The organism is Nocardioides hwasunensis (assembly GCF_014779665.1).
In the GTDB taxonomy this organism is placed as follows: Bacteria; Actinomycetota; Actinomycetes; order Propionibacteriales; family Nocardioidaceae; genus Nocardioides; species Nocardioides hwasunensis.
The window spans coordinates 99,657-125,623 of the sequence record NZ_JACXYY010000001.1 but is presented as its reverse complement, the minus strand read 5'-3'; the positions used below and the strand labels follow the sequence as shown (position 1 = coordinate 125,623).

The 25,967-nt window shown below is 71.1% G+C and carries 22 protein-coding genes; 6 read left to right on the top strand and 16 right to left on the bottom strand.

All coding sequences use genetic code 11. The features are described 5' to 3' along the window. Positions 1 to 26 precede the first annotated feature (26 nt). Genes IEZ25_RS00675 through IEZ25_RS00660 form a run of 4 tightly spaced genes read left to right on the top strand, consistent with a single transcriptional unit; the run spans position 27 to position 3,536 of the window. Positions 27 to 1,394, top strand: a complete 1,368-nt coding sequence (locus tag IEZ25_RS00675) for a hypothetical protein (protein ID WP_191197484.1) — start codon at positions 27 to 29, stop codon at positions 1,392 to 1,394. 41 nt (positions 1,395 to 1,435) lie between these two features. Next, positions 1,436 to 2,248: a glycosyltransferase family 2 protein gene (locus IEZ25_RS00670; RefSeq protein WP_318151962.1), complete on the top strand. Its 813-nt coding sequence runs from the start codon at positions 1,436 to 1,438 to the stop codon at positions 2,246 to 2,248. Then, a complete protein-coding gene (locus IEZ25_RS00665) occupies positions 2,245 to 2,631 on the top strand; it encodes a DUF2304 domain-containing protein (RefSeq protein ID WP_191197482.1) in 387 nt (128 codons plus the stop codon). The genes IEZ25_RS00670 and IEZ25_RS00665 overlap by 4 nt, the downstream gene beginning before the upstream one ends. Then, the gene (locus tag IEZ25_RS00660; protein ID WP_191197481.1) at positions 2,628 to 3,536 is read left to right on the top strand and encodes a glycosyltransferase family 2 protein; all 909 of its coding nucleotides are present in this window, start codon (positions 2,628 to 2,630) and stop codon (positions 3,534 to 3,536) included. Before IEZ25_RS00665 ends, IEZ25_RS00660 begins: the two co-directional genes overlap by 4 nt. A gap of 17 nt (positions 3,537 to 3,553) precedes the next feature. Here IEZ25_RS00660 and IEZ25_RS00655 read toward each other — a convergent pair whose 3' ends face one another. The 6 genes from IEZ25_RS00655 to IEZ25_RS00630 form a co-directional block, all read right to left on the bottom strand. Beyond that, the gene (locus IEZ25_RS00655) at positions 3,554 to 4,762 is read right to left on the bottom strand and encodes a hypothetical protein (RefSeq protein ID WP_191197480.1); all 1,209 of its coding nucleotides are present in this window, start codon (positions 4,760 to 4,762) and stop codon (positions 3,554 to 3,556) included. A gap of 56 nt (positions 4,763 to 4,818) precedes the next feature. Next, positions 4,819 to 6,420 (bottom strand): glycosyltransferase family 2 protein, encoded by a 1,602-nt coding sequence (locus IEZ25_RS22050; RefSeq protein ID WP_191197479.1) that lies wholly within the window; start codon positions 6,418 to 6,420, stop codon positions 4,819 to 4,821. After that, positions 6,417 to 7,460, bottom strand: coding sequence for a class I SAM-dependent methyltransferase (locus IEZ25_RS00645; protein ID WP_191197478.1), 1,044 nt, complete (start codon positions 7,458 to 7,460; stop codon positions 6,417 to 6,419). The genes IEZ25_RS22050 and IEZ25_RS00645 overlap by 4 nt, the downstream gene beginning before the upstream one ends. Before the next feature lie 76 nt (positions 7,461 to 7,536). Beyond that, the gene (locus IEZ25_RS00640) at positions 7,537 to 8,238 is read right to left on the bottom strand and encodes a hypothetical protein (protein WP_191197477.1); all 702 of its coding nucleotides are present in this window, start codon (positions 8,236 to 8,238) and stop codon (positions 7,537 to 7,539) included. After that, positions 8,235 to 9,074 (bottom strand): hypothetical protein, encoded by an 840-nt coding sequence (locus IEZ25_RS00635; protein WP_191197476.1) that lies wholly within the window; start codon positions 9,072 to 9,074, stop codon positions 8,235 to 8,237. The genes IEZ25_RS00640 and IEZ25_RS00635 overlap by 4 nt, the downstream gene beginning before the upstream one ends. Before the next feature lie 15 nt (positions 9,075 to 9,089). Continuing rightward, positions 9,090 to 11,063, bottom strand: coding sequence for a TIGR03960 family B12-binding radical SAM protein (locus IEZ25_RS00630; protein ID WP_191197475.1), 1,974 nt, complete (start codon positions 11,061 to 11,063; stop codon positions 9,090 to 9,092). Between the two features lie 166 nt (positions 11,064 to 11,229). Here IEZ25_RS00630 and IEZ25_RS00625 point away from each other — a divergent pair, with 166 nt between their 5' ends. Then, positions 11,230 to 12,177, top strand: a complete 948-nt coding sequence (locus tag IEZ25_RS00625) for an endonuclease/exonuclease/phosphatase family protein (RefSeq protein ID WP_191197474.1) — start codon at positions 11,230 to 11,232, stop codon at positions 12,175 to 12,177. Positions 12,178 to 12,205: 28 nt separating this feature from the next. On the opposite strand, the gene rodA is transcribed toward IEZ25_RS00625, so the two are convergent. From rodA to IEZ25_RS00580, 9 genes are all read right to left on the bottom strand, one after another. Next, positions 12,206 to 13,375 (bottom strand): rod shape-determining protein RodA, encoded by a 1,170-nt coding sequence (rodA, locus tag IEZ25_RS00620; protein WP_191197473.1) that lies wholly within the window; start codon positions 13,373 to 13,375, stop codon positions 12,206 to 12,208. A 4-nt stretch (positions 13,376 to 13,379) separates the two neighbouring features. Continuing rightward, the gene (gene mrdA / locus IEZ25_RS00615; protein ID WP_191197472.1) at positions 13,380 to 15,518 is read right to left on the bottom strand and encodes a penicillin-binding protein 2; all 2,139 of its coding nucleotides are present in this window, start codon (positions 15,516 to 15,518) and stop codon (positions 13,380 to 13,382) included. After that, a complete protein-coding gene (mreD, locus tag IEZ25_RS00610; RefSeq protein WP_191197471.1) occupies positions 15,515 to 16,027 on the bottom strand; it encodes a rod shape-determining protein MreD in 513 nt (170 codons plus the stop codon). Before mreD ends, mrdA begins: the two co-directional genes overlap by 4 nt. Then, on the bottom strand, positions 16,024 to 16,959 hold the full coding sequence (gene mreC, locus IEZ25_RS00605) for a rod shape-determining protein MreC (RefSeq protein WP_191197470.1): 936 nt from the start codon (positions 16,957 to 16,959) through the stop codon (positions 16,024 to 16,026). Before mreC ends, mreD begins: the two co-directional genes overlap by 4 nt. Continuing rightward, positions 16,959 to 18,002 (bottom strand): rod shape-determining protein, encoded by a 1,044-nt coding sequence (locus IEZ25_RS00600; RefSeq protein ID WP_191197469.1) that lies wholly within the window; start codon positions 18,000 to 18,002, stop codon positions 16,959 to 16,961. Before IEZ25_RS00600 ends, mreC begins: the two co-directional genes overlap by 1 nt. Positions 18,003 to 18,441: 439 nt before the next feature. Next, complete coding sequence (gene ndk, locus IEZ25_RS00595; protein WP_191197468.1) at positions 18,442 to 18,867, bottom strand: nucleoside-diphosphate kinase; 426 nt, start codon at positions 18,865 to 18,867, stop codon at positions 18,442 to 18,444. Positions 18,868 to 18,926: 59 nt separating this feature from the next. After that, positions 18,927 to 19,340 (bottom strand): DUF4233 domain-containing protein, encoded by a 414-nt coding sequence (locus tag IEZ25_RS00590; protein WP_224748252.1) that lies wholly within the window; start codon positions 19,338 to 19,340, stop codon positions 18,927 to 18,929. Further along, the gene (locus IEZ25_RS00585) at positions 19,337 to 20,695 is read right to left on the bottom strand and encodes a bifunctional folylpolyglutamate synthase/dihydrofolate synthase (RefSeq protein ID WP_191197467.1); all 1,359 of its coding nucleotides are present in this window, start codon (positions 20,693 to 20,695) and stop codon (positions 19,337 to 19,339) included. Before IEZ25_RS00585 ends, IEZ25_RS00590 begins: the two co-directional genes overlap by 4 nt. Before the next feature lie 55 nt (positions 20,696 to 20,750). Next, positions 20,751 to 21,680 (bottom strand): GNAT family N-acetyltransferase, encoded by a 930-nt coding sequence (locus IEZ25_RS00580; protein WP_191197466.1) that lies wholly within the window; start codon positions 21,678 to 21,680, stop codon positions 20,751 to 20,753. A gap of 77 nt (positions 21,681 to 21,757) precedes the next feature. Here IEZ25_RS00580 and valS point away from each other — a divergent pair, with 77 nt between their 5' ends. Beyond that, on the top strand, positions 21,758 to 24,376 hold the full coding sequence (gene valS / locus IEZ25_RS00575; protein WP_191197465.1) for a valine--tRNA ligase: 2,619 nt from the start codon (positions 21,758 to 21,760) through the stop codon (positions 24,374 to 24,376). Between the two features lie 254 nt (positions 24,377 to 24,630). On the opposite strand, the gene clpX is transcribed toward valS, so the two are convergent. After that, the gene (clpX, locus tag IEZ25_RS00570; RefSeq protein ID WP_191197464.1) at positions 24,631 to 25,911 is read right to left on the bottom strand and encodes an ATP-dependent Clp protease ATP-binding subunit ClpX; all 1,281 of its coding nucleotides are present in this window, start codon (positions 25,909 to 25,911) and stop codon (positions 24,631 to 24,633) included. Positions 25,912 to 25,967 lie beyond the last annotated feature (56 nt).

Sequence of the window (25,967 nt, the reverse complement as noted above, 5' to 3'; positions counted from 1 at the left end):
CTCACGGCTTCGTTAGGGTCCGGTCCATGAACGGTGTTGCGGACGCGGGTGCCTCGTCGGGACCGAAGCCCGCCTGGTGGCGACGGCGGGGCGACCTGCTCGCCGTGCTCGCGCTCATCGTGGCGTCGTTCGTCTTCACGACCGACCAGGTCAACGAGCACGAGATGCTGTCCCCGATCGACGAGTACCAGTACATCGGCTACTACGCGAACGTCGCGGACCACGGCATCGTGCGTCGTGGCGAGGCGATGCCGTTCTTCGCACGCAAGTACGTCGTCTGCCACGGTGTGCGCAACATCCCCGAGATGCAGGTCAACCCGGCCGCGTGCCGCAAGCCCAACAGCGTCGGATACCCCATCGAGGGCGGCACCACCGCCGATCTCTACACACCGCTGTACTTCGGCGTCACCCGCGTCCTCGCCCAGCCCCTCATCTGGGCCGGCGTGGACTTCGTGAGTGCGGGCCGCATGGTCGGCGGCGCCTGGCTCGCGCTCGGCGCGGTGCTCCTCTACCTCGCGATGCGGCGCCGCAACGTCCCGATCCCGGTGGCGGTGGGCCTGAACCTCGTCATGGTGGGATCGCTCGCGGCCTACTGGGGGAACACCTACATCTCCACGGACGCCACGGCTCTTGCCGCAGGTGGTCTCGCAGCCCTGCTGGCGATGCAGGCACTCGACGGCAGAAGACGGGCGCTGGTCCTCCTTCCACTGGCGGGCGCCCTGGCCACCCTGTTCAAGCTGCAGAACCTCATCGGCTTCGGCGCCGCCGCGCTGGTGCTGATGCTCACCGCGGCCTACGAGGCCTCGCAGCGCCCCGACGGGCCCGCCTCGCGCCTGCGCGGATTCGTCGTCGACCGGCGCACGGTCTCGGCGTTGGCGACCATCGTCGTCTCTGTCGTCGCCCAGGGCTGCTGGATCGCCCTGCGGTCCGCGCTCGCGGTCGGCGAACAGCCCAAGTTCGGCTTCGGGGAGCCGCTCAAGGGCAGCAACCTGGTCGTCGAGCTGGGCAACTTCCTGCCCAGCATGGGTGGCGGAGCACTTGCTCCGTACGCCACGGGCGTCACCAGCCTGCCCGTCTACATGGTCGCCACCGCCCTCGCCATCGGCGGGTGCGTCGGCCTGGCGCTGTCGGGCGGCACAGCCCCCGTTCGCCGCATCGTGGGCGCCAGCACCGTGCTGGTCGCCGTGCTGGCTGCTCCCGCGCTCGCGATCGTCGTCGGGTTCGTGGAGAACAACTACGTGCCGCTCCCCAGCCGCTACGCCCACTCGTTGCTCCCGTGGGCGCTGCTGTCCGCCGCGCTCCTGATCGACCGGCCACGCCCGTGGCTGCGCTACGTGCTGCTGGCGCTCGGCGTCGTCACCTGGGGCCTGGCCCTCATGATGGGTGAGGCATGACGCGTCCGGACGATCGGCGCACCGTTGGTAGCATCGCGGGCGTGCCGCAAGGACCTGAAGGGCTTCGGGTCCTGGTGATCGTGCCTGCGTGGAACGAGCAGGACAGCATCACCGGGACCCTGGACGAGATCCGCGAGTGCGTTCCGTGGGCCGACCTCCTCGTGATCGACGACGGCTCGGGCGATCGCACCGCGGCCGTCGCGGAGGCCGCCGGGGCCACGGTGTGCCGCCTCCCGTTCAATCTCGGTGTGGGCGGAGCGATGCGCACCGGCTACCGCTACGCCTTGCGCAACGGCTACGACGTGGCGGTGCAGATCGACGCCGACGGCCAGCACGACCCTCGCTACCTCGTCGACCTCATCGACCTGATGGGCGACGCCGACGTGGTCATCGGCGCGCGGTTCGCGAAGGCCGACGACCCCTACATCGTGCGCGGACCGCGCCGCTGGGCGATGGTGCTGCTCGCCTGGGTGCTCTCCCGGCTCGCCCGTACCCGCCTCACCGACGTCACCTCGGGCTTCCGGGCCTCCAACCGACGCGCGATCGCCCTGTTCGCCCAGCACTATCCGGCCGAGTACCTCGGCGACACGGTCGAGTCCCTCGTGATCGCGGCCCGGGCCGGTTGTCGGATCACCCAGGTGCCGGTCACGATGCGGGCGAGGACCGCGGGCCGTGCGTCCCACTCGCCGGTGAAGGCGGCGATCTATCTCTGCCGCGCCATCGTCGCCCTGCTCCTCGCCCTCGTCCGCGACTGGCCGGCCCAGCTCGAGGAGGGCGCCGAGATGCCACCGTCCCCCGCAGCCCCCGGGCCTGCGACCAGACCGTCCGGGGCTCGTCCGGAGGCACGACCGTGAGCGGCAGCACCATCCTCGGCGTCGTCGGTTCGGCGGTCATCCTGCTGACCCTGTTCGAGATGATGCGCCGGCATCGGCTGCGCGAGAAGTACGCCCTGATCTGGGCGCTCGTCGCCGTCTCGGTGATCACGGTCGCCCTCTTCCCTGTCCTGCTGTTCGAGGCCTCGGACGCCGTCGGGCTCGCGGTGCCGGCCAACCTGCTGTTCTTCTGCTCCGCGATCGTGATCCTGGTGCTGACCCTCCAGCACAGCTCGGAGCTGAGCAGGCTCGAGGAGCGGACCCGCACCCTCGCCGAGGAGCTCGCGCTGCTCCGCCTCCAGGTCGACCGGAACCACCGGGCCGAGCAGCAGCACGATCCCTCGCACGACGAGTCGACCAGTTGACGGCCGAGCCCGCCGACCGGTTGGAGATCTTCGTCCCCTACTGGGGTGACCCCTCCCTGCTGCGGACGACGATCGACAGCGTGCGCGCGCAGGACGACGACCGCTGGACGCTGACGGTGGTCGACGACTGCTATCCCGATCCGTCCGTCGCCGACTCCTTCGCGCGCGAGGGCGACCCCCGCATCCGCTACCGACGCAACGACGAGAACCTCGGGATCGCCGGGAACTTCCAGCGCTGCCTCGACCTCGCCTCGGGTGATGCCGTGGTCTTCCTCGGCTGCGACGACGTCCTCGAGCCGTCGTACGTCGCTCGCGCGCACGCCCTCCTGGCCGCCTACCCGTCGGCCGACATCTTCCAGCCCGGCGTCCGGGTGATCGACGCCGACGGGGAGGCGTCGTCACCGCTCGGCGACCGGGTCAAGCGATGGCTGACCCCCCGCACGCCCGTGCCCCTGCTGCTCTCCGGGGAGGACCTGGCGGTCAGCCTGCTGCGCGGCAACTGGCTCTACTGGCCGTCGCTCATGTTCCGGACGGCTCAGGTCAAGCGCCAGGCCTTCCGGCAGGACCTGCCGATCATCCTCGACCTCGCCCTGGTCATGGACATGGTCACCGACGGCTCGTCCCTGCTGCTGGATCCCCAGGTGACCTTCGCCTACCGCCGTCACGAGACCAGCCTCTCCGGCACCGCCCTGAGCGACGGGAGCAGGTTCGCCCAGGACCGACGCTACTTCGCCGACGCCGCCGCGCAGATGCGCCGCACCGGCTGGCGGAGGGCCGAGCGGGAGGCGAGGACGCGCTGGACCTCGCGCCTGCACGCGATCACCTTGGCTCCCGACGCGCTGCGATCGCCTGACGACAGGGCCGGAGCCCTGCGGCAGGTCGTCAGGCACGCGTTCGCGCGGTGACCCCCCGCTAGGTCGGCTCAGCTGCGTCGGGCGAGGCCGCCGCCGACGTGGACGGCGATCCCCGCCAGGGGACCGGCCGCGAGGGACCAGAGCACCCGGCTCTCGAGGCTGCCGGGCAGCAGCAGGGTCAGCGCCGCGACGGCGGTCGCCACCAGCCATCCTGCCAGGTACGTCGCGTGCCGGTCGAGTGCGACGGTGGCCGCACCGGTGATCGTGAGCGCGGCCACCAGGCCGGCGGTCAGCACCAGACCGGCGAAGACCTGACCCGACACGTCGTAGTGCGGGTTGATCACGTGCAGGAGCCACGGACCCGCCCACCAGGCGGCCGCACTGCCGACTGCGGCCACGACACCCAGCCCGCCGACGATGGGACGCAGCACCTGCAGTCCGTCACGGATCACCCTGGTCACCAGGACGTTCTGGTAGATCCCCAACGGCACCAGCAGGGGAGCTCGGGACAGGGAGACCGACAGCACGATCGGTGCGGCCCCGGCGAAGACGTCTGCGGGCGTGGTCACCCGGAGCAGGACCGGATATCCCACGAGCAGCAGGGCGGACGACCCCGTCGCCGCGCACGCCACCAGCATGCGGCGCGCGAGCCCGGACCGGGACCCGGAGATCCGGACGCGGACGAAGCGGCGGTAGTCGCGTCGAGCGAGGACCCACCCGATCCACGTGCTGCACGCCAGCACCACGGCCCAGGCCAGGCCGACCAGGTGCCCGCCGACCACGGCGGCCACCGTGCACAGGACCAGACGCATAACGGCCTCTGAGCCGAGCGACAGGCTGTACGCCGTCCACGAGGAGGTTCCGGCGGCGGCTCCGTTGAGTCCGGACTGCAGGCTGAACAGGACGATCCCCGTCACCATCGCGAGCAGCAGGCCCGACCACGCGTCGCCGAAGAGCAGCGGCGCCCACCAGACGCCCGACACGCCGACCAGTGCGGCCGCTGAGCCGCCGATCCCGATCAGCACGGGGAACACCGCGGTCGATCCGCGGTCGCCGGACGAGAAGACCGCCCGGGTCGTCTCGGTCGTCAGCCCGACCAGCGCGCCGAAGGCGGCGTAGACGGCGCCCCAGAAGACGAGGAACGAGGCGTTGACCGCGGGGTCGAGCACGCGCGCGGCGAGCACCAGCACGACGTAGCCGGCCACACCGCTGATCCCGGCTGCCGCCATCACCGGCACCAGTGACCTGCTTCTCTCGGACGACTGGCTCAAGGACACGAGAGGCGATCCTAGGTGCAGGCCCTCACGAGTGGGCCGGTCGGGACCCTGCCCCGTCAGGCGCTGCGTCGAGCAGCCTGGCCCCGCTTGGCGGGCGCCCGGCGGTGGTCGGGCACGAAGGGGTCGTCGTGGGGCAGGCCCCAACGACCACGCACGATGTCGCGCTCCCAGTCGTGCACCGCGCGCTCCCGGCTGCGTGACTCGAAGTGGTAGAGCTCGACCGGCGCCACGAAGACGATGCGCTGGCCGTGGCGACGCACCTTGTAGCAGAGGTCGACGTCGTTGAAGTTGGCAGGGAGCGCCTCGCAGAACCCTCCCACCTCGACGAAGGTGTCACGCCGCATGGCCGCGCACGCCGCCGTCACCCCGCTCGCCTCACGGTTGATGATGAGCGCGCCGAACGGCCCGTAGGACTGGCGCGGCAGGTCCCTGAAGGGGTGGAGGTAGTGACCACGGCCGTAGGCGTGGCCGGCGTGCTGGACGGTGTCGTCGCTGAAGTAGAGGCGCGCACCGGTCATGCCCACGTCGGTCTCGTCCAGGGGCGCGACCAGCTGCTCGAGCCACCCGTCCGAGATCACCTCGACGTCGTCGTTGAGGAAGACCAGTCGCTCACCGGTGGCCCGGAGGCAGCCGACGTTCATCTTCTCGCTGTAGTTGAACGGTCGTGTGAAGCGATGCAGGACGAGCTTGTCGCCCGCGACCTCCTCCAGGTCGCGCAACACCTGCTCCGGCGTGGGCTGGTCGTAGACGACCACGACCTCCAGGTTGTCGTGGCTGGTCCTGGCGAGGAGGGAGCGCACCGCCTCGACCACCATCACGCGTCGTGATCCCCAGATCAGGTCCGACTGGCCGATGGTGGGGATGACGACCGAGACCCGGACGTCGGGATCCAGGCGGCGGGTGATCCGGTAGTGGCCGGGGACCGGCCCCTGCCCCACCTCGGCCGCGAGACCGAGCCGGTCCAGGTGGTCCTGGACGGCCTTGGCGCCCGCGATCGTGGCGTACGGCTTGGCGTTGATGTCGGCCGAGGCGGACCCGGCCACGGCCCTCCAGTGGTAGAGCACCTCGGGGATGTGGACGACGCGACGGGCCACCTCGCTGACGCGGAGGGCCAGGTCGTGGTCCTGGGACCCGTCGTAGCCCTCACGGAATCCACCCACCCGCCGGACCACCTCGGTGCGCATCACGGAGAGGTGGGAGGTGTACATCTGACCGCGCAGGCGCTCGGGCGACCAGTCGGGCTTGCGGAACTCGTCGTAGAGGTTCCCCTCGGCGTCCACCTTGTCCTCGTCGGAGTACAGGTAGTCGACGTCGTCGAAGGTGCGGATGCGCTCGGCGTTGACCGCCAGCGCGTCGGGCGTCAGCAGGTCGTCGTGATCGAGCAGCACGATGAACTCCCCGCGGGCCGCGTCGATGCCGTCGTTGGACGCGGCGACGATGTGACCGTTGGTCTCCCGCTCGACCAGCCGGATCCGCGGGTCCCGGGCGGAGTGGTCGCGGATGAGGTCGCGGACCGCCTGCGTGGGCGAGCAGTCGTCGACCAGGATCCACTCCCAGTCCTCGCACTCCTGTGCCAGGACGGAGGCGATCGTGTCGCCGAGGACGTCGACCGGCGGCTCGTAGACCGGCGTGACGATGGAGAAGAGGGGTGCGTTCACCGGCCCAGCACCTTGCGTGCCGCTCGACGGGCGAACGACGGACGCGACCGCAGTGCCGCCGCCTCGTCGGCGAGCCGGCGGTTCTTCCGCTCCAGGGTCTGGGCGCGCTGGCGGACCTGCTTGAGACGTCCGCGCACGTTGCCCAGCTGCTTGCGCACGCGGGTGAGGTCACCGCGGAGCTTCTTGTTGTCGAGGGTGAGGCGGGTGACCTCGGCCTCGGCGCCCACGACGTGGTCGCGGGTGGTCAGCAGGTGGTGGCGGGCGTCGAGCACCTCGGCCTGCCACCGCTCGACCAGCTCCGCCTGCTGGGCGACCTTCCCCGACACCTGCGACTCGAGCTGCTCGTTGAGGGAGCCGATGCGCCGGTGCGACTCGAGAAGGGCACTGCGCTTCGCCACCAGCTCGGTGTTGACGCGCGCGAACTGCTCCTCGTAGCGCTGCACGATCGCGTGGGCCGTCATGTCACTGCGCTGGAGGAGGACCGCCCACGGTGACACGAACGACAGGTCGACGTCGGTGCGCCGGAAGAAGCCGCGCTCGGCGAACCAGGCGGCCCACTGAGCGGTGGGTCGGGTGTTGACGTGCGTGGCCTCGTCGTGGTCGACGGGGCTGGAGGAGAACAGCACCAGGTCGGTGGCGGCGGCGATGTTGTCGATCGCGGCCTGCGCGTCGAGCGGGCTCATGTGCTCGAGGACCTCGATGCAGGTCACCAGGTCATACCTCGCGTCGAGCGGCTCGGTGGCCGACGCCACCCGGAGACGGGCGCGGACGTCGTCGTGCGCGCTCTCGACGGCGTGCTCGGAGATGTCGATGCCGGTCGCGTCGACGTGCCGGTTCACCATCGCCTGGACCAGGAGTCCCCGCGCACATCCGACGTCGAGCACCGTGCGGGGGTTGACGATCCCCACGACCCGCTCCGCCAGCGACAGGAAGAACCCGCGCCACTCGTCGTTGTCCCACGAGTAGTTGTCGTAGCCGCCGAGGTGCGCATCGTCGTAGTAGGTGCCGGAGTAGTCCTCCGAGCGCGTTCCCTCGCTCATGTGAGCTCCCCTGTCTGACGGCGGGCGATGTGCGGGGCACACGCTATACGTTGCGGCACCCGCTCCCGCGCTCCGGTCACGGGCGCGGCACGATCCCTCGCCGGCCCTGCCAGGCGCCGTGCTCGGAGAGCGGTCGGAAGCGGTAGGTCGCGAACTCGTGGTGGAAGTCGCGGCGCTCGCGCTCCGCCATCGCGTCCACGTGCCGGGCCGCGGCAGGCACGGCGGACCGGCCGTGCACCATCTCCTCCATCTCCTGCACCGAGCGCCAGACCGAGAAGGTCGAGATCGTCCGTGGCGGTCGCACGGCGGCGAGCGCCAGCGTGGTGCCCGGGTGGTCACGGACCAACCGTTCGACCGGCTTTCCCCACCGGAGGAAGCGCGGCACCTCGCCCAGGCGCATCCGGGCGACCGTGACCGCCACGACGGGCTCGTCCTGCTCCCACGGACCGGCCCGGACCGGTAGCCCCGGCAGCGCCGCGAGGGTCGACCACCGTCGCAGGAACTCCAGGCGCACGTGCCACCCGTGCGCGAGCACCGTGCCGAGCGCGTCCCGGTCGAGGAAGCGCTCCAGCGCGGCCTCGTCGCGCCACTGCGCGAAGACGGCCAGCCGGCGCAGCTGCAGCCGGTCGAGCGAGAGCGTCGGCGCGCCGAGTCGCATGAGCGAGAGGCACTCGAGGTGGTCGAGGCCCGCGACGCCCGTGGCTGCGGGGTTGCGGAGGAGCGCCCGGGCACCGACGTGCGCGGGCACGTCGGCCAGGTGGAAGGAGTGGACGGTCACGGCCGGCGACCGAGCTTGTAGTGGAGGCGGACCACCGACGCGTTCCACATCCGCAGCTCGTGGTCGGTGCGGAGCACCCCGTCGGGGTCGACGTAGACGTGGAACGTCTCGTGCAGCGGCACTCGCGCGGCGTGGTCACCGCGCTCGCGCACGACGACGTACGCCCCGTCCTGGCCGAAGCGGCCGCGCGGCGAGGTGAGCAGCAGTCCGCCTCGGTCGACCACGGAGGGTCTCAGGAAGACCTGGAGGTTGCCGGACTCGAGCGGGAACGCGACGTGCACGCTCGCCCGGTCCGCGCCGGGCAGGCTCCTGGCCGAGTAGGCGCCGGTGAACACCGGTCGCCCGCTGTCGCGCAGGGTGCGCGACCACGCGGCGGCAACCTGGGTCCCGGTGCCGTCCCGGATCGGCGTCACCCGGCTGTCCATCCCGTGCGCGACGTCCAGGGGACGCATGGGCAGGGCCAGCTGCTCGACCCGTCGCCCCCACAGCCGGGACACCACCTCGCCACCCGGCCAGAACCACGGCGACCAGCCGGTCCACACCTCCATCTGCCACTGCGCGGTGTGCTCGTAGAAGTCGCGGATCGCCGGCTGGAGCCGTCGTGCGTCGAAGCCCGGTCCGTCGAGCACCGACATGTCCGGCAGCAGGCCACCGTCCGGGTCGTCGGGCCCGAGCACTCCCCCGTGGCGTGCCGCCTCGGCCTCCAGCCACGCGGGGTCGACCCGCGCCGAGGCGCTCACCGGCGCGTTCAGCCACTGCTCACGCCCGGCGAGGTCGATCCTGCGACCGGTGGCGCGCCAGAACGTGCGCGACCCGAGATCGAGGAGGTGCGGCACGGACGAGATTGTGCCTCAGACGACGCTGAGCGGGAGCAGCTTCTGGCCGGTCGGGCCCACCTGGATCTCGGTGCCCATCTCGGGGCACACGCCACAGTCGTAGCACGGTGTCCAGCGACAGTCCTCGATCTCGATGTCGGCGCCGTCGGCGGCCGCGAGGGCGTCCTCCCAGTCACCCCACAGCCAGTCCTTGTCGAGGCCGGAGTCGAGGTGCTCCCACGGCTGCACCTCGTCGTAGTCGCGCTCGCGGGTGGTGTACCAGTCGACGTCGACACCCGTCCCGGCCAGCGCCTTCGCGGCGGAGTCCATCCAGCGGTCGTAGGAGAAGTGCTCGCTCCAGCCGTCGAAGCGACCGCCGTCGCGCCACACCTCCTCGATGACGCGACCCACGCGGCGGTCGCCGCGCGAGAGCAGGCCCTCGACGATGCCGGGCTTGCCGTCGTGGTAGCGGAAGCCGATCGCGCGAGCGTACTTCTTGTCCTGACGCACCACCTCGCGCAGCTGCCGCAGCCGCTCGTCGGTGGCCTCGTGGTCGAGCTGTGCGGCCCACTGGAAGGGGGTGTGCGGCTTGGGCACGAACCCGCCGATGGAGACGGTGCAGCGGATGTCGTTGCGGCCGGAGACCTCGCGGCCCTTGGCGATGACGCGCTTGGCGAGCTCGGCGACCTGGAGCACGTCCTCGTCGGTCTCGGTCGGGAGCCCGACCATGAAGTAGAGCTTGACCTGCCGCCAGCCGTGGGAGTACGCCGCCGCGACGGTGCGGATCAGGTCCTCCTCGGTGACCATCTTGTTGATCACCTTGCGCATCCGCTCCGAGCCGCCCTCGGGGGCGAAGGTCAGGCCCGAGCGGCGACCGTTGCGGGAGAACTCGTTGGCGAGCGTGATGTTGAACGCGTCCACGCGGGTGCTGGGCAGCGAGAGCGAGACGTTGGAGCCCTCGTAGCGGTCGGCCAGCCCCTTGGCGACCTCGCCGATCTCGGTGTGGTCGGCGCTGGAGAGCGAGAGGAGGCCGACCTCCTCGAAGCCGGACTTGCGGATGCCGTTCTCGACCATGTCGCCGATCGTCTTGATCGACCGCTCGCGCACCGGGCGGGTGATCATCCCGGCCTGGCAGAACCGGCAGCCGCGCGTGCAGCCGCGGAAGATCTCGACGGAGAACCGCTCGTGGACGGTCTCGGCCAGGGGCACCAGCGGATTGGCCGGGTAGGGCCACTGGTCGAGGTCCATCAGGGTGTGCTTGCGGACCCGGAACGGGATGCCGGGGCGGTTGGGCACGACGGCCTCGATCGCGCCGTCCTCGGCGTAGGCGACGTCGTAGAAGTGCGGGACGTAGATGTTGCCCGTGACGGCGAGGCGCCTCAGCAGCTCGTCGCGACCACCCGGGCGGTCCTCGAGCTTCCACTCGCGGACGATGTCGGAGATCGCGAGCACGACCTCCTCTCCGTCGCCGAGGACCGCGGCATCGATGAAGTCGGCGATCGGCTCGGGGTTGAACGCCGCGTGACCGCCGGCGATAACGACCGGGTCGTCCTCGCCGCGGTCGACCGCGTGGAGCGGGATGCCGGCCAGGTCGAGGGCGTTGAGCATGTTGGTGTAGCCGAGCTCGGTGGAGAAGCTCAGGCCGAACAGGTCGAACGCGCCGACCGGTCGGTGGCCGTCGACGGTGAACTGCGGGATGGGCCCGTGCTCGTCGCCGGTGCGCATCACCTGCTCCATGTCGGCCCACACCGAGTAGGTGCGCTCGGCCAGGATCCAGTCGCGCTCGTTGAGCACCTCGTAGAGGATCTGCACGCCCTGGTTGGGCAGGCCGACCTCGTAGGCGTCGGGATACATCAGCGCCCACCGCACCGTGGGGCCGCCGGTCTCCGACGAGGCGGCACAGTCCCAGTCCTTGACGACGGAGTTGAGCTCGCCGCCGACGTACTGGATGGGCTTCTGCACCGACGGCAGCTTGGCCTCCAGCCGGGGGAACACCGACGTGACGGACATGACGAGAGCACCTCACTGGGAACGGGCTGGGGACAGGTCGGGCAGACGGGCGGGTCCACGGGCCGGGTGGGGATCGGTTGGCCCGGTGCGCGATCATCTAGGTTACTTCGCCGCGCCAGAGCGGCCTAACCATCGATCCCCACCGACGACGGAGTGACAGAGCACGATGAAGCGGCGCGAGGAAGGCCTGCGCATCGCCGCCGTCGTGCTGATCCTGGCGGCGATCGCCTTCCTCTTCCTGCGCGACCACGACGCCGAGGAGCCCTCGGTCGAGGAGCCGACGCCGTCGGCGACCACGCCGACGGACTCCCCCGAGGTCGTCGAGCCGACGGACCCGCCGGTCACCGACGCCATGCCCTCGCCGCCCGAGGGACTCGCCGAGCTCGTCTGCCAGGAGTTCAGCCAGCCGCGCCGCCTGCGGCTGCTGTCCTTCAACACCCATCGCTCGACGGGCACCGTCAACGCGATCGCCGAGGAGATCCTCGAGCTCGATCCCGACATCGTGCTGCTCCAGGAGGTGGACCGGAAGATGCTCCGGACCGGCTCGGTGGACCAGGCGGAGGTCCTCGCCGACGCGGTCGGCATGGACGGCTCGTTCAGCGCCAACCTGGTCCGCGGCTCCGGTGAGTACGGCACGCTCGTGCTGAGCCGGTTCGACATCGTCCAGCAGGGCCGGATCGCCCTCGCGAGCGCTCCCGGGGCCGAGGCGCGCGGACTGCAGTGGGTGACGCTGGACGTCGCGGGCCAGCCGGTGCGGGTCTACAACACCCACCTCGAGTCCACCCGTCCCGCCGTACGCCTCGCGCAGGCCGAGCAGGTCGCGGACATCCTGGCCGAGGACGACCTGCCCACCGTCCTCGGTGGCGACCTCAACGCGTGGCCGGCCTCGGGCGCCGTGGCTGCGATCGGGCGCGAGCTCACCGACACGTGGACCGCAGCAGGGCAGGGCCGCTCGGCCACCAGCAGGGGCGGTCGGAAGATCGACTACCTCTTCGTCCGCGGGATGCGGCCGATCCTGAGCCAGGTCGCGCCGTCCGGCGCCTCGGACCACGACCGGCTGTGGGCGGACGTGAGGCTCCCGGCGCCCGAGGGCTGCGACCAGGACTCGCCCTAGCCGTCGCCAGCCGCGTGGCCGGGTGCACCTAGCGCGTCGGGCTCGTCGACCTCAGGTGGATGTTCTGCAGCAGGCCGAGGGCGAGCATCCCGGCGAACAGCGAGCTGCCGCCGTAGGAGACGAAGGGCAGCGGCACACCGGTGACCGGCATGATCCCCAGGCACATCCCGATGTTCTGGAAGGCCTGGTAGCCGAACCAGCAGGCGATGCCCGCGGCGGCGACACGTCCGAACAGGTCGCCGGCGCCGGCGGAGATCGCGAGCGCTCGCCAGATCACCACGGCGAGCAGCAGGATGAGCACTCCCGCACCGACCAGCCCGAGCTCCTCGCCCGCGACCGTGAAGATGAAGTCGGTGTGCTGCTCGGGCACGAAGCCCGAGCGGGTCTGCGAGCCACCGAAGAGCCCCTGACCGAGGAGTCCGCCGTTGCCGACGGCGATGCGTGCCTGCTCGGTGTTGTAGCCGGCTCCGCGGGGGTCGAGCCCGGGGTTGGTGAAGGCGAGGAAGCGGTCGACCTGGTAGGGCTTGAGCACGTCCATCGAGACGGCGACGACCGCACCCACGACGGCGGCCAGCGAGAGCCCGGCGAGCCAGGCCCGACCTGCGCCGGCGATGGCCAGCACGCCGAACACGGTGGCGGAGAGCACGAGCATGGTGCCGAGGTCGGGCTGGAGCAGGATGAGCGCGGCCGGCAGGCCGGCGATGGCGAGCATGGCGACCACCTCGAGGCTGCCGACACGGCGGCCCCATCGCCTCTCGGTGCGCTCGGCGACGACGAGCGCCATGCCGATGACGACGGCGAGCTTGGCGAACTCCGACGGCTGGATCGACATCCCGCCGACCTGGAGCCACGAGCGGGAGCCGTTGATGGTGGTGCCGGCGACGAGCACCATCACCAGCCCGCCCACGCTGGCGACGTAGGCCAGCGGGGCGAGGATCCGCACCCACCGGTGGTCGGTGGCGGTCACCGCGACCATCAGCACCAGGCCTATCGCGACGTTGACCAGCTGCTTGCGCAGGTAGGCACCGGGATCGCCGCCGGTGAGGTCCGCGCGGGTGGAGGTCGCCGACCAGACGAGCAGCGAGCCCATCGTGATCAGGGCCAGCGAGGCCGCCATCAGGACCCAGTCGAGACCGGGTGCGCGGAAGCTGCTGGTGGCTTGGCCCGGGCGGGCGGGGCGGTTGGTGGTGATCGTCATCGGGTCACTCCCCCACGGCCGGCGGCATGATCGACCCGTCGTCGAGGAACTGCGGCAGCTTCGCCGGCGGCAGCGTGCCCGGCGTCGCGGCCCTCGCGGGGCGCACGTCCTCGCCGTCGATGCCGTACAGCGCCTCCCAGATGGCTCGGATGCCGTCACCGGTGGAGCCCGAACCGGTGCCGGCCTGGCTGATCATCATCACCACCACGTAGTCCTTGGTGTAGGACGCGACCCACCCGGTCGACTGCTTGCCGTAGACCTCGGCGGAGCCGGTCTTGGCACGGACGGTGACCTGGTCGAGCGGGAAGCCGCCCATCTTCCAGGCCATCGTGCCCTCGCGCGACACGCCCTGCAGGGCGCTGTCGATGAAGTCGAGGTACTTCCGCGGGACGTCGAGCTGGGCCTGCTTGTGCGGCGCGATCCGGCGCAGCACCTTGCCCTCGGGGCTGACGATCGCCTTGGCGACGGTGGGCGTCCACAGGGTGCCGCCGTTGCTGATCGCGGCGTAGCCGCGGGCGAGCTGGAGCGGAGTGACGATCGTGTCGCCCTGACCGATCGAGAAGTTCACGGCGTCGCCGGCACGGTAGAGGTTGCCCTCGAGGCAGAACTCGCGGGCGAACGTGTAGACGAAGTCGCTCGTCCCCTCGGCCTGCGGCTTGGCGCTGATGTCGCAGTAGTAGTCCTTCTGCGACTCGTAGTAGGCCTGCTTCCACTTCCGGTCGGCGATCCGGCCGGGTGCCTCGCCCGGCAGGTCGACCCCGGTGCGCGAGCCGAAGCCGAACTTCTTGGCGATCGCGACGAGCGGGTCCTTGGCGTCGATGTCGGCGGGGTCGCTCCCGAAGCGCTGCCAGAAGTCGTAGCCGATGCGGTAGAAGAAGGTGTTGCAGGAGACCTCGAGCGCCTTGGTGAAGCCGATCGTGCCGTAGGCGCCGGACTCGTGGTTGCGGAAGACCCGGTTGCCGACCTGGAACCCCGAGGAGCACGGCAGCATCGTGTCCATCGAGTAGCCGTTGGTCAGCGCGCCGGCGGTCATGAACGGCTTCCAGGTCGAGCCCGGCGCGAACTGGCCCTGCGTGGCCCGCGAGAGCAGCGGCGTGCCGGCGTCCTCGGAGTAGAGACGGGCCAGCTCGGACTCGCTGATGCCGCCGGTCCACACGTCGGGGTCGTACGTCGGCTGGCTGGCCATCGCGACCACCCGGCCGGTCTTCGCGTCGAGCACCACCGCCGCACCCGAGTCGGCCTCGTAGTTGCGACCCGTCACCGGGTCGAAGGTGGCGCGCTGGACCTTGATCCGCTCGGCGAGCTGCCGCTCGACGACGGCCTGCACCTTGGCGTCGATGGAGGTGACGAGGGTGTCACCGGGCGTGCTCTCGATGGTCGAGTCGTCGCCGAGCACGCGGCCCATCGAGTCGACCGCGACGCGGCGGTAGCCGGGCAGCCCGCGCAGCCACTCGTCGTACTGCTTCTCGACGCCGGCACGCCCGACGACGGACGCGCCGTTGAGCGACTGGTCGTCCTTCTCGACAGCGACGTCGTACTCGTCCTCGGTGATCGGGCTGAGGTAGCCGAGCACGTGGGCGAGGTTGATGCCGTAGGGGCGCGGGTAGGAGCGCACGCTCTGCTGCTCGGCGAGCACGCCGGGGTAGTCCTCGGGCTGCTCGAGCACCCGGAGGGCGACCTCCTTGGAGACGTCGGTGGCGACGGGCACGGGCTGGTAGGGCGAGCCGTTCCAGCACTTCTCCGGGACGCTGCCGGGGTCGCCGCAGGTCACCAGCCGGGCCTCCACGGCGGCGGGCTTGGCGTCGACGGCGACGGCCACGCGGCGCACCAGCTCGGTGCGCGAGTCCTCGTCGAGCTTGCCGAGCAGGGTGCGGTCGACCGAGATCGCCCAGGACGTGCGGTTGGCCACGAGCGGCCGGCCCTGGCTGTCGACGATCAGGCCGCGCTGGGGCTGGACGACGATGTCGCGGACCGACTGGTTGGCGGCCTGCGCCTGGTAGGACTCGCCGCCGATGACCTGGAGGTAGTAGAGCCGGACGAAGAGGGTCGCGAAGAGGGAGAACGCCAGCACCTGCACGACGACAAGGCGCAGCCGGCTCCTGCTCGTCGCGGCCGTGCTCGTGGACGTGGTCCGGGGGCTCACGGGGTGGCCCACTGGGGGCTGGTCCGGGCGAAGAGCCTCATCAGCGGAGGCAGCACGAACGGGGTGAGCAGCACGTCCCACACCACGGCGACCAGCACCACCTCCAGGAGGCCCGCGACCGACATGGCCGGGTCGTTGAGGAGCACCCCGGTGAGCGCGAAGAGCGAGGTCGCCACGAACGACGCCGCGGCCACGGTGCCGACGACCGCGAGCGCGCTCGGCTTCTGGTCCTGCCGCACCCGGGCGGCGAGGAAGGCCGCGATCGTCAGGGCGAGCGCCCAGCGCCCGGCGACGTGGTCGGCCGGCGGCGCGAGGTCGAGGGTGAGGCCGGCGACGAAGCCCAGCACCAGCGCGAACGGCGCCTCGACGGTGAGCGCCGCGGCCACGACGACGAGGAGGCAGAGGTTGGGCACGATCCCGTGCCACGCCACGTGGGGGAAGAGCGAGACCTGGAGGACGATCGCGACCACGACGGCACCGAGGGCGACCGCCCACCGCAGGCCCTTCACCGCAGGCTCCCGTCCGCCTCGATCACCGCTCGGTCGCTCTGCGACCCGCTGGGCACCATCACGCCGACGAGATCGAGCGCGGAGAAGTCGACGAACGGCTTCACGACCGCGCGCTGGGACGCCTCGCGCAGCGAGCTGTAGACCTCGGTGATGGTGCCGATGGGCACCCCGGGGGCGTAGGGGCCGGTGCTGCTCCCCCACGTCACCACGGTGTCATCGTGGGCGGGCACCGAGGAGTCGTCGACGAGGCGCAGGTCGAGGGAGGCGTCGGAGGTCAGCGAGCCGCTGCCGGTGACGAAGCCGATCTTCATGCTCGAGCCGACCCGGCCGCCGACGGTCGAGTCGGGATCGACGATCAGGAGCACGGTGGCGGTGCTGCGGGTCACCCGCAGGACCCGCCCGACCAGGCCGTCGTTGTTCACGACCGTCATGTCGGGGCCGACGCCGGCGTCGGAGCCGGCGTCGATGGTGACGGTGAAGCTCTGCGACTGCCGGGAGCCGACCGCCACCACGCGGGCGGGGACGAGTGCCGAGCCGAGGTCGGCCGCGGCGGTGGTGAGGCCGTCGTACTGCTCGAGACGGTTGCGGTCGAAGCCCGCGAGCTCGACCTTGCCGCGCAGCTCGGCGTTGCTCGCCTCGAGGTCGCGGACCTGGTCGGCGAGGTCGCCCTTGCTGCGGAACCACTGCGGCACGGCCGTGAAGGGGCGTACGGCGGCGTCCGCGGCCGTCTCGGCCGGGCCGAACGCCTCGCCGACCGCGCGGCGCACGGGCTCCACCGGCGAGCTGCCACCGCCGGACACGTCGAGGGTGATGACGGTGACGCTCGCGAGCACGAGCGCGACCAGCAGCGAGCGCGGCGCGCGGTTGCGCGACTCGAGGCGGTCGAGCCCGGTCCAGCGGCGCTCGCGCCCGTCGTTGCCGAAGGCGCCCATCAGAACCGCCGCACGTCGGACACGAGGACCTGCTGGAGGGCTTCGAACTCCTCGACGCACTTGCCGGCGCCGTAGGCGACCGAGGACAGCGGCTCCTCGGCGACGTGCACCGGCATGCCGGTCTCGTGGCGCAGTCGCTCGTCGAGGCCGCGCAGCATCGCGCCGCCGCCGGTGAGCACGATGCCGCGGTCCATGATGTCACCGGCCAGCTCCGGCGGTGTCTGGTCGAGCGTGGTGCGCACGGCGTCGATGATGTTGTGGATCGGCTCCTCGATCGCCTGGCGCAGCTCGGAGCTGGAGACGACGACGGTGCGGGGCAGGCCGGAGACCATGTCGCGGCCGCGGATCTCGGCGTCGGGCTCGCTGGGGAGCGGGAAGGCCGACCCGAGGGTCATCTTCATCTCCTCGGCGGTGCGCTCCCCCAGCATGAGGGAGTACTCCTTCTTCATCCACGCGATGATCGCCTGGTCGATGTCGTCGCCCGCCGTGCGGATCGACAGGCTGGTGACGATGCCGCCGAGGCTGATCACCGCGACCTCGGTGGTGCCGCCGCCGACGTCGACGACCATGTTGCCGGTGGCCTCGTGGACCGGCAGGCCGGCGCCGATCGCGGCGGCCATCGGCTCCTCGACGATGTAGACCCGGCGGGCGCCGGCCTGGTAGCCGGCCTCCTTGACCGCGCGCTGCTCGACCGCGGTGATGCCGCTCGGCACGCAGATCACCATGCGGGGCTTGGCGAAGTAGCGGCGGCGGTGCACCTGGTGGATGAAGTAGCGCAGCATCTGCTCGGTCGCCTCGAAGTCGGCGATGACGCCGTCCTTGAGCGGCCGGATGGCGGCGATGTTGTCGGGCGTGCGGCCGATCATCCGCTTGGCCTCATGGCCGACGGCGAGGACCTCGCCGGTCGTGGTGTTCATCGCGACGACCGACGGCTCGTCGAGCACCACGCCCTTGCCGCGGACGTAGACCAGCGTGTTGGCGGTGCCGAGGTCGACGGCCATGTCGCGGCCGATGAAGCCCCCGCTCGTGATGTTCAGTGCCATTGCCGCTGCTGCCCCCGCAGGTCGGGTCGTTCAAAGGGAAGTGGGGTCAGCGGTGCATCCGACCCACGCTCAGGTTAGGTACGTCTCTCCCCGGTTCGCGGTAGGACACGCGCGGGGCGGGTGGGGCGTGTGCGACACCGGTGGCGGGGTGTCGCGGCGCGGGTGGCGGCGCCAGTCCTGGACACGTGTCCGCGATGTCGACCCTGTCCGGGGCTCGGGCGGGCAGCTTCTCGGACACGTGTCCGCGATGTCGACCCTGCGCGGGGCTCGGGAGGGCAACTTCTCGGACACGTGTGGGGTTCGGGCCCGCCTGGCAGGGTCGGCGTACGACCGTGGCGGCACGCGACATCGATCCGGCCGCCCCGGATGTCGTACGCCGCCAGGGTGGCGGAACCCGGTGTCGTACGCCGCCAGGGTGGCGGCGGTCAGGCCGGAGGGTTCAGAGCTGGGGGAACCAGATGCCGATCTCGCGGGCGGCGGACTCCTCGGAGTCGGAGCCGTGGACGAGGTTCTGCTGAACGGCCAGGCCCCAGTCACGGCCGAGGTCGCCGCGGATGGTGCCAGGGGCGGCGACCGTGGGGTCGGTGGCCCCGGCGAGGGACCGGAAGCCCTCGATGCAGCGCTGACCCTCGATGACGACGGCGAGGACCGGGCCGGAGAGCATGAACTCCACCAGCGGGGCGTAGAACGGCTTGCCCTCGTGCTCGGCGTAGTGCTCGGCGAGCAGCTCGGGGGTGGCGTCGCGCAGCTCGACGGCCGCGAGCGCGTAGCCCTTGGCCTCGATCCGGCGGAGGATCTCGCCGGAGAGGCCACGGCGTACGCCGTCGGGCTTGACGAGGACGAGGGAACGCTGCACGTCGGTCATGCGAGCAGCCTAGCCAGCGCTCGACCCGCCGCTGACAGCGGTCAGGAGGACGGTCACCGCTAGCTGGCCTGCTCCTCGTGCCAGGCCGCCCACGCCGCGGCACGCTCCCGCTCGATCTTGCGACCCAGCAGGTCGGCGGTGGCCCAGAGGGCCGCGAAGATCGCGCCGAGCACGAACATCACCGGGATGACGAAGCCCAGCGCGACGGCAGCCGCCTGGACGGCGTAGCCGGCGCCGTACGCCCACTCGGCGCGCAGCGCTCCGGCCAGGAGGAGGCACACCAGGGCCAGGCCCAGCCCCACGCTGAGCGCCGTCGCCGTGCCGACCCCGGCGATGGTGATCATCACCGGGGTGGTCAGACCGAGCGTGATCGCCTCCAGGCTGAGCACCGCGGCGCACATCCCACGGCGGGGCGAGCGCTCGGTCCTGGCGGCCGGCGCCGGATCGGGGGCGGGGGGCTCGCTCTCGCTCATCGGCGGCCCTTGAGCAGGGCCCGCGCCTCGCCCACGGTCACCACGGAGCCGGTGACCAGGACCGCGCCGGAGCCGATCGAGACGTCGATCGCCTCGCCGGCCTCGGCGAGGGTGGCGCCGCGCTCGATCGCCTCGGCGAGGTCGGGCACGACGCTCACCCGGTCCTCGCCGAAGACCTCGACCGCGACACGGCCGAGGGCGGCGGCAGACATCGACCGCGAGGTGGAGTTCTGGGTGCAGACCACGTAGGCGAGGTGCGGCTCGAGCGCAGCGAGCACACCCTCGTAGTCCTTGTCCTCCATCACGCCCATCACGCCGACGAGCGGACTGAACGAGAAGGAGTCCTCCAGGGCCTCGCCGAGCGCCTCGGCGCCGTGCGGGTTGTGCGCGGCGTCGAGCACGATCGTGGGGCTGCGTCGGATGATCTCCAGGCGCCCGGGCGAGGTGACCTCGGCGAAGGCGGCGCGGACCAGGTCGGCGTCGAGCTCACCGGTGCCGAACGCCTCGACGGCCGCCAGCGCGAGTGTCGCGTTCTGCGCCTGATGGGCACCGTAGAGCGGCAGGAAGACGTCGTCGTAGTGACCCCGCAGCCCCTTCAGGGTGACCACCTGCCCGCCGACGGCGGGAGAGCGGGTCACGACGCCGAACTCGATCCCCTCGCGGGCGATCGTCGCGCCGACCTCGGTGGCGCGCTCGAGGAGCACTGCGGCGACCTCGGGCGTCTGCTCGGCGAGCACGGCGACGGAGCCGGGCTTGATGATCCCGGACTTCTCGACCGCGATCGTGGCAGGGTCGGACCCGAGGTACTTCTCGTGGTCGACCGCGATCGGCAGCACCACGGCGACGTCGGCGTCGATGACGTTGGTGGCGTCCCAGGCCCCGCCCATCCCGACCTCGACGACGGCGACGTCGACCGGGGCGTCCGCGAAGGCGGCATAGGCCATCCCCACGATGGTCTCGAAGAAGCTCAGCGGGTGGTCCTGCTCGGCATCGACGAGATGGGTGTAGGGAGCCACGTCGTTGAACGCGCGCACGAAGGCCTCGTCGTCGAGCGGCTCCCCGTCGACGGAGATCCGCTCGCTCATCTTCTCCAGGTGCGGGGAGGTGAAGCGTCCGGTGCGCAGGTCGAGCGCGCGCAGGAGGGTCTCGATCATCCGGCTGGTGCTGGTCTTGCCGTTGGTGCCGGTCAGGTGGATCGACCGGAACGAGCGCTGCGGCTCGCCGAGCAGCTCGGTGAAGGCCTGGATCCGGTCGAGGCTCGGCTCGAGCTTGGTCTCGGGCCAGCGGGACAGCAGGGCGTCCTCGACCTCGGCGAAGGTCTGGGCGAGGCGGGGCGCGTCGGGGGTCTCAGTCATCTCGCAGCGAGTCTATGGGCCCTCGGTTCCGACACGCTCGCTGCGCTCGCCGCAGCTACGCCCCGGTCGGGACCTTGACGAGGTGCTCGGCCATGTCGACGACCGGCTCGTAGCCGAGCCCGGCGTAGACCTTGTTCGACGTGGGATTGGCGATGTCGGTGAACAGGCACATCCGGTCCCCGGCCTCCAGGCCGCGTCGGGTCAGCTCGCCGACGACGTACGACGCGATGCCGCGGCCGCGGAACTCGCGCGGCGTGAACACCGGACCGATCCGCGCGACGCCGTACGACGGCAGGCCGGAGCCGGTCAGGTGGGAGAGCGTGCCGTCCGGCAGCTCCCACAGCCACTCCACGCCCTCGCGGATCCGGATCAGCACGCTGTCGAGGGTGTTGTGCTCGCCCGAGGCGGGATCCGGCACGCGGCCGGCCTGCTCGTCGGCCTCCTCGTGGAAGGCGGCGAACCACGCGAGGACCAGCTCCGCGTCGTCCTCGGTGGCGCGCCGCAGCCGACCCTCGGGCGCGGGTGGGACGGTGACGCCGGTGCACTCCCACAGGCGGGTCGCCTTGTCGCTGACCATCTCGCCGCCGATCAGGTCGGCCGTGGCGCGGGCCAGGACCGCGGACCCCGGCAGCGCGCCGTTCGCGCCGCCGAGGAGCTCGCCGCGCTCGTGGAGTGCGCTGGCGAGCGCCTGCGCAGCGGCCTCGGGCATCGGCATCGAGAAGGTCGGGTACGACTTGAACGGCGCGGTCCGCATCGCCGCGCTCACCGGCGTACCAGAGCCGTCACGGACCACCACCCACCAGCGCGCGAACGGTGCGCCGACGTCGGCCCAGGAGTCGATCCCGGCGGCGATCTCGCGATCGGTGCGCTGGCTGACGCTGGCGATCACGCTGCCCAGCACCGGCTCGGCGGCGAGCACGCCGGCAGCGGCCTCCAGGAACGGCGCGGGGGTGCCGAAGAACTCCAGCGTGAAGGTGTCGCTCATGGAGCCACGCTAGGACTCCCACCCCGCGGGTCGATACTCGTTTTCGCAGGCAGGAGGCCCGTCAATAGACTCGGAGCATGACTGAGAACCCCACCACCCCGACCACGGATACGACGAGCACCGAGCCGCGTGCCGTCGTCGTACCCGAGCGTCCGGCGCTGGAGGGCCTGGAGGACAAGTGGTCGCAGGCGTGGGCCGCGAACGACACCTACGCCTTCGACCGCACGCAGCCGCGGGAGAACGTCTACTCGATCGACACTCCCCCGCCGACCGTCAGCGGCTCGCTGCACGTCGGCCACGTCTACTCCTACAGCCACACCGACCTGATCGCGCGCTACCAGCGCATGCAGGGCAAGGCCGTCTTCTACCCGATCGGCTGGGACGACAACGGCCTGCCGACCGAGCGCCGCGTCCAGAACTACTTCGGCGTCCGCTGCGACCCCGCCCTGCCCTACGACGCCGACTTCACCCCGCCGGAGAAGCCGGACCCGAAGAAGCAGGTCTCGATCAGCCGGCCCAACTTCATCGAGCTGTGCGAGCAGCTCGTCGTCGAGGACGAGAAGGCCTTCGAGGCGCTGTGGCGCCAGCTCGGCCTCTCGGTCCAGTGGGACCCGACCTACACCACCATCGGCGACCACTCCCGCACGGTCAGCCAGCGCGCCTTCCTGCGCAACTTCGCCCGGGGCGAGGCCTACCTCTCCGAGGCGCCGACCCTGTGGGATGTCACCTTCCAGACCGCGGTCGCGCAGGCCGAGCTCGAGGCCCGCGACTACCCGGGCGCCTACCACCGCGTCGCGTTCCACCGGCCCGACGGCACCCCGATCCACATCGAGACCACCCGTCCCGAGCTGATCCCGAGCGTCGTCGCGCTGATCGCGCACCCCGACGACGAGCGCTACCAGCACGTGTTCGGCACCACCGTCACCTCGCCGGTCTTCGGCGTCGAGATCCCCGTCCTCGCCCACCCGGCCGCCGAGCCCGACAAGGGCGCCGGCATCGCGATGTGCTGCACGTTCGGCGACCTCACCGACGTCATGTGGTGGCGCGAGCTCGACCTGCCGGTCCGCACGGTCGTCGGCCGCGACGGACGCCTGACCCGCGAGACGCCCGAGTGGCTCGGCGCCGACGGGGCCGCGACGGCGTACGCCGAGATGGCGGGCAAGACGACCTTCAGCGCCCGCGAGGCGATGGTCGCCCTGCTCCGCGAGTCGGGCGACCTCGACGGCGAGCCCACGGCGACCCAGCGGATGGCGAACTTCTACGAGAAGGGCGACAAGCCGCTCGAGATCATCGCCACCCGCCAGTGGTACATCAAGAACGGCGGTCGCGACGCGGCGCTGCGCAAGGAGATGCTCGTCCGCGGCGAGGAGATCACCTGGATCCCCGCCCACATGAAGCACCGCTACGACAACTGGGTCGGCGGGCTCAACGGCGACTGGCTGATCTCGCGCCAGCGGTTCTTCGGCATCCCGTTCCCCGTCTGGTACCCGCTCGACGCCGACGGCGAGCCGGACCACGACCACCCGCTGATGCCGTCGGAGGACCAGCTGCCGATCGACCCGTCGACGCAGGCGCCGCACGGCTACACCGAGGACCAGCGGGGCAGGCCCGGCGGCTTCGTCGGCGACCCCGACGTGATGGACACGTGGGCGACCTCGTCGCTCACCCCGCAGATCGCCGGTCAGTGGGGCGTCGACGACGACCTCTTCTCGCGGGTCTTCCCCTTCGACCTGGCCACCCAGGCGCACGACATCATCCGCACCTGGCTGTTCTCCCGGGTCGTGCGCGCCGACCTCGAGCACCAGGTGGTGCCGTGGTCGCACGCGATGATCTCGGGCTTCATCGTCGACCCCGACCGCAAGAAGATGTCGAAGTCGAAGGGCAACGTCGTCGTCCCGACCGACATCCTCGACAAGTACGGCGCCGACGCCGTGCGCTGGCGCGCCGCGATCGGCCGCCCGGGCATGGACTCGCCCTTCGACGAGTCGCAGATGAAGGTCGGGCGTCGGCTCGCGATGAAGGTGCTCAACGCCTCGAAGTTCGTGCTCGGCAACGTCGGAGCCACGGCGCTGAGCCCGGCCGCGGTCAGCGCGCCGGTCGACTGCGCCCTGCTCGGCGCGCTCGAGATCGTGGTCCGCCGGGCCACCGAGGCGTTCGACGACTACGACTACACCACCGCACTCGAGGTCACCGAGAAGTTCTTCTGGGAGTTCTGCGACGACTACCTCGAGCTGGTCAAGGAGCGCGCCTACAGCTCCGAGGGCGGCGCCGGCACCGACTCGGCCCGGGCCACGCTCGCGATCGCGCTGCACGTGCAGCTGCGCCTGCTCGCACCGTTCCTCCCCTATGCCACCGAGGAGGTCTGGTCGTGGTGGCAGGACGGGTCGATCCACCACGCACCGTGGCCGACCGCGGCCGACCTCGGCTCCGCCGCCGCATCGCAGCCCGTCGTCCTCGAGGCCGTCGCCGCCGCGCTGACCGGCATCCGCGGCGCCAAGTCGCAGGCGAAGGCCAAGATGCGCGCGCCGCTCTCCCGCGTGGTGATCACCGGGCCCGACCACCTGGTCTCCGCGGCCCGCGAGGCGGCCGACGACCTCCGTGCCGTCGGCACCATCGTGGGCGACCTCGAGTTCGTCACCAACGACTCGGCCAACGAGCTCGGGGTCACCGCCGAGCTCGCGCCCACCGAGGACTGACGGCTCGCCGCTCCTTCTGTCCCGCAGCGGTGAGTGAGACATCATCCGAGCGTCGAGAACGTGCCTCACCCACCGCTCACGGCACGGGAGCGACGTGGGGGTCGGAGCGCACCGCCCGTCGGCCCGACCCCCACAACCGGGCCGACGGCGGCTTGCGCCCACTGCAGGAGAGACGTCGTCGGACGACGGTCATGACGCCGAAGGCGCAGAGGACTAGACCACCGGGTGATCGGGCATCCCGATGACCGGGAGGGTCAGGCGGACTTCTTCTTGCGGCCCTCGGACTCGCGCAGGACGAGCGTGGGTGCGACGTCGTCCTGGACGACCTCGCGGGTGACGACCACCTTCGCCACGTCACCGCGCGAGGGGACGTCGTACATCACGTAGAGGAGGACCTCCTCGATGATGGCGCGCAGGCCACGGGCGCCGGTGCCCCGCTCGAGCGCGGCCTCGGCGATCGCGTCGATCGCGTCGTCGGTGAACTCGAGCTCGACACCGTCGAGGTCGAAGAGCTTCTGGTACTGCTTGATGAGCGCGTTGCGCGGCTCGGTGAGGATCTGGACGAGGGCCTCACGGTCGAGCTTGCTCACGCTCGCGATCAGCGGCAGACGGCCGATGAACTCGGGGATCAGGCCGAACTTGGTGAGGTCCTCGGGACGGACCTGGGCGAGCAGGTCGTCGGCCTCGCGCTCGGCGGCCCCGCGGACCTCGGCGGTGAAGCCGAGCGACTTCTTGCCGACACGCTGCTCGATGATCTGCTCGAGCCCGGCAAAGGCACCACCCACGATGAACAAGATGTTGGTGGTGTCGATCTGGATGAACTCCTGGTGGGGGTGCTTGCGACCACCCTGCGGAGGAACCGAGGCGGTGGTGCCCTCCAGCATCTTCAGCAGCGCCTGCTGGACGCCCTCGCCGGAGACGTCGCGGGTGATCGAGGGGTTCTCCGACTTGCGGGCCACCTTGTCGATCTCGTCGATGTAGATGATGCCCGTCTCGGCCTTCTTGACGTCGTAGTCGGCGGCCTGGATGAGCTTGAGGAGGATGTTCTCCACGTCCTCACCGACGTAGCCGGCCTCCGTCAGCGCGGTCGCATCGGCGATCGCGAACGGGACGTTGAGCATCCGGGCGAGTGTCTGCGCGAGGTAGGTCTTGCCGCAGCCGGTCGGACCGACGACGAGGATGTTGGACTTGGCGACCTCGACGACGTCGTCCTTGACCTTGCCGCTGACGGGCTGCAGGCCGGACTGGACGCGCTTGTAGTGGTTGTAGACGGCCACGGCCAGCGACTTCTTGGCGTGCTCCTGGCCGATCACGTAGGAGTTGAGGAACTCGAAGATCTCGCGAGGCTTGGGCAGCTCCTCGAGGCTGACCTCGGAGCCCTCGGCGAGCTCCTCCTCGATGATCTCGTTGCAGAGCTCGATGCACTCATCGCAGATGTAGACGTTGGGGCCAGCGATGAGCTTCTTGACCTGCTTCTGGCTCTTTCCGCAGAAGTTGCACTTGAGCAGGTCGCCGCCGTCACCGATTCGTGCCACGAGTCGTGTCCTCCAGTTCTGCCGAGAGGGGGCCTCGGCATCCCACACCTTGCACC

What these genes read in the sequence shown, in the direction of transcription:
- IEZ25_RS00625 (WP_191197474.1), top strand. Translation starts at nt 11,230, where the DNA reads ATGAAGCGGCGCGAGGAAGGCCTGCGCATCGCCGCCGTCGTGCTGATC.
- IEZ25_RS00675 (WP_191197484.1), top strand. Translation starts at nt 27, where the DNA reads ATGAACGGTGTTGCGGACGCGGGTGCCTCGTCGGGACCGAAGCCCGCC.
- ndk (WP_191197468.1), bottom strand. Translation starts at nt 18,867, where the DNA reads ATGACCGACGTGCAGCGTTCCCTCGTCCTCGTCAAGCCCGACGGCGTA.
- mreC (WP_191197470.1), bottom strand. Translation starts at nt 16,959, where the DNA reads ATGGGCGCCTTCGGCAACGACGGGCGCGAGCGCCGCTGGACCGGGCTC.
- IEZ25_RS00585 (WP_191197467.1), bottom strand. Translation starts at nt 20,695, where the DNA reads ATGACTGAGACCCCCGACGCGCCCCGCCTCGCCCAGACCTTCGCCGAG.
- IEZ25_RS00580 (WP_191197466.1), bottom strand. Translation starts at nt 21,680, where the DNA reads ATGAGCGACACCTTCACGCTGGAGTTCTTCGGCACCCCCGCGCCGTTC.
- IEZ25_RS00630 (WP_191197475.1), bottom strand. Translation starts at nt 11,063, where the DNA reads ATGTCCGTCACGTCGGTGTTCCCCCGGCTGGAGGCCAAGCTGCCGTCG.
- IEZ25_RS00600 (WP_191197469.1), bottom strand. Translation starts at nt 18,002, where the DNA reads ATGGCACTGAACATCACGAGCGGGGGCTTCATCGGCCGCGACATGGCC.
- IEZ25_RS00645 (WP_191197478.1), bottom strand. Translation starts at nt 7,460, where the DNA reads ATGAGCGAGGGAACGCGCTCGGAGGACTACTCCGGCACCTACTACGAC.
- valS (WP_191197465.1), top strand. Translation starts at nt 21,758, where the DNA reads ATGACTGAGAACCCCACCACCCCGACCACGGATACGACGAGCACCGAG.
- IEZ25_RS00590 (WP_224748252.1), bottom strand. Translation starts at nt 19,340, where the DNA reads ATGAGCGAGAGCGAGCCCCCCGCCCCCGATCCGGCGCCGGCCGCCAGG.
- rodA (WP_191197473.1), bottom strand. Translation starts at nt 13,375, where the DNA reads ATGACGATCACCACCAACCGCCCCGCCCGCCCGGGCCAAGCCACCAGC.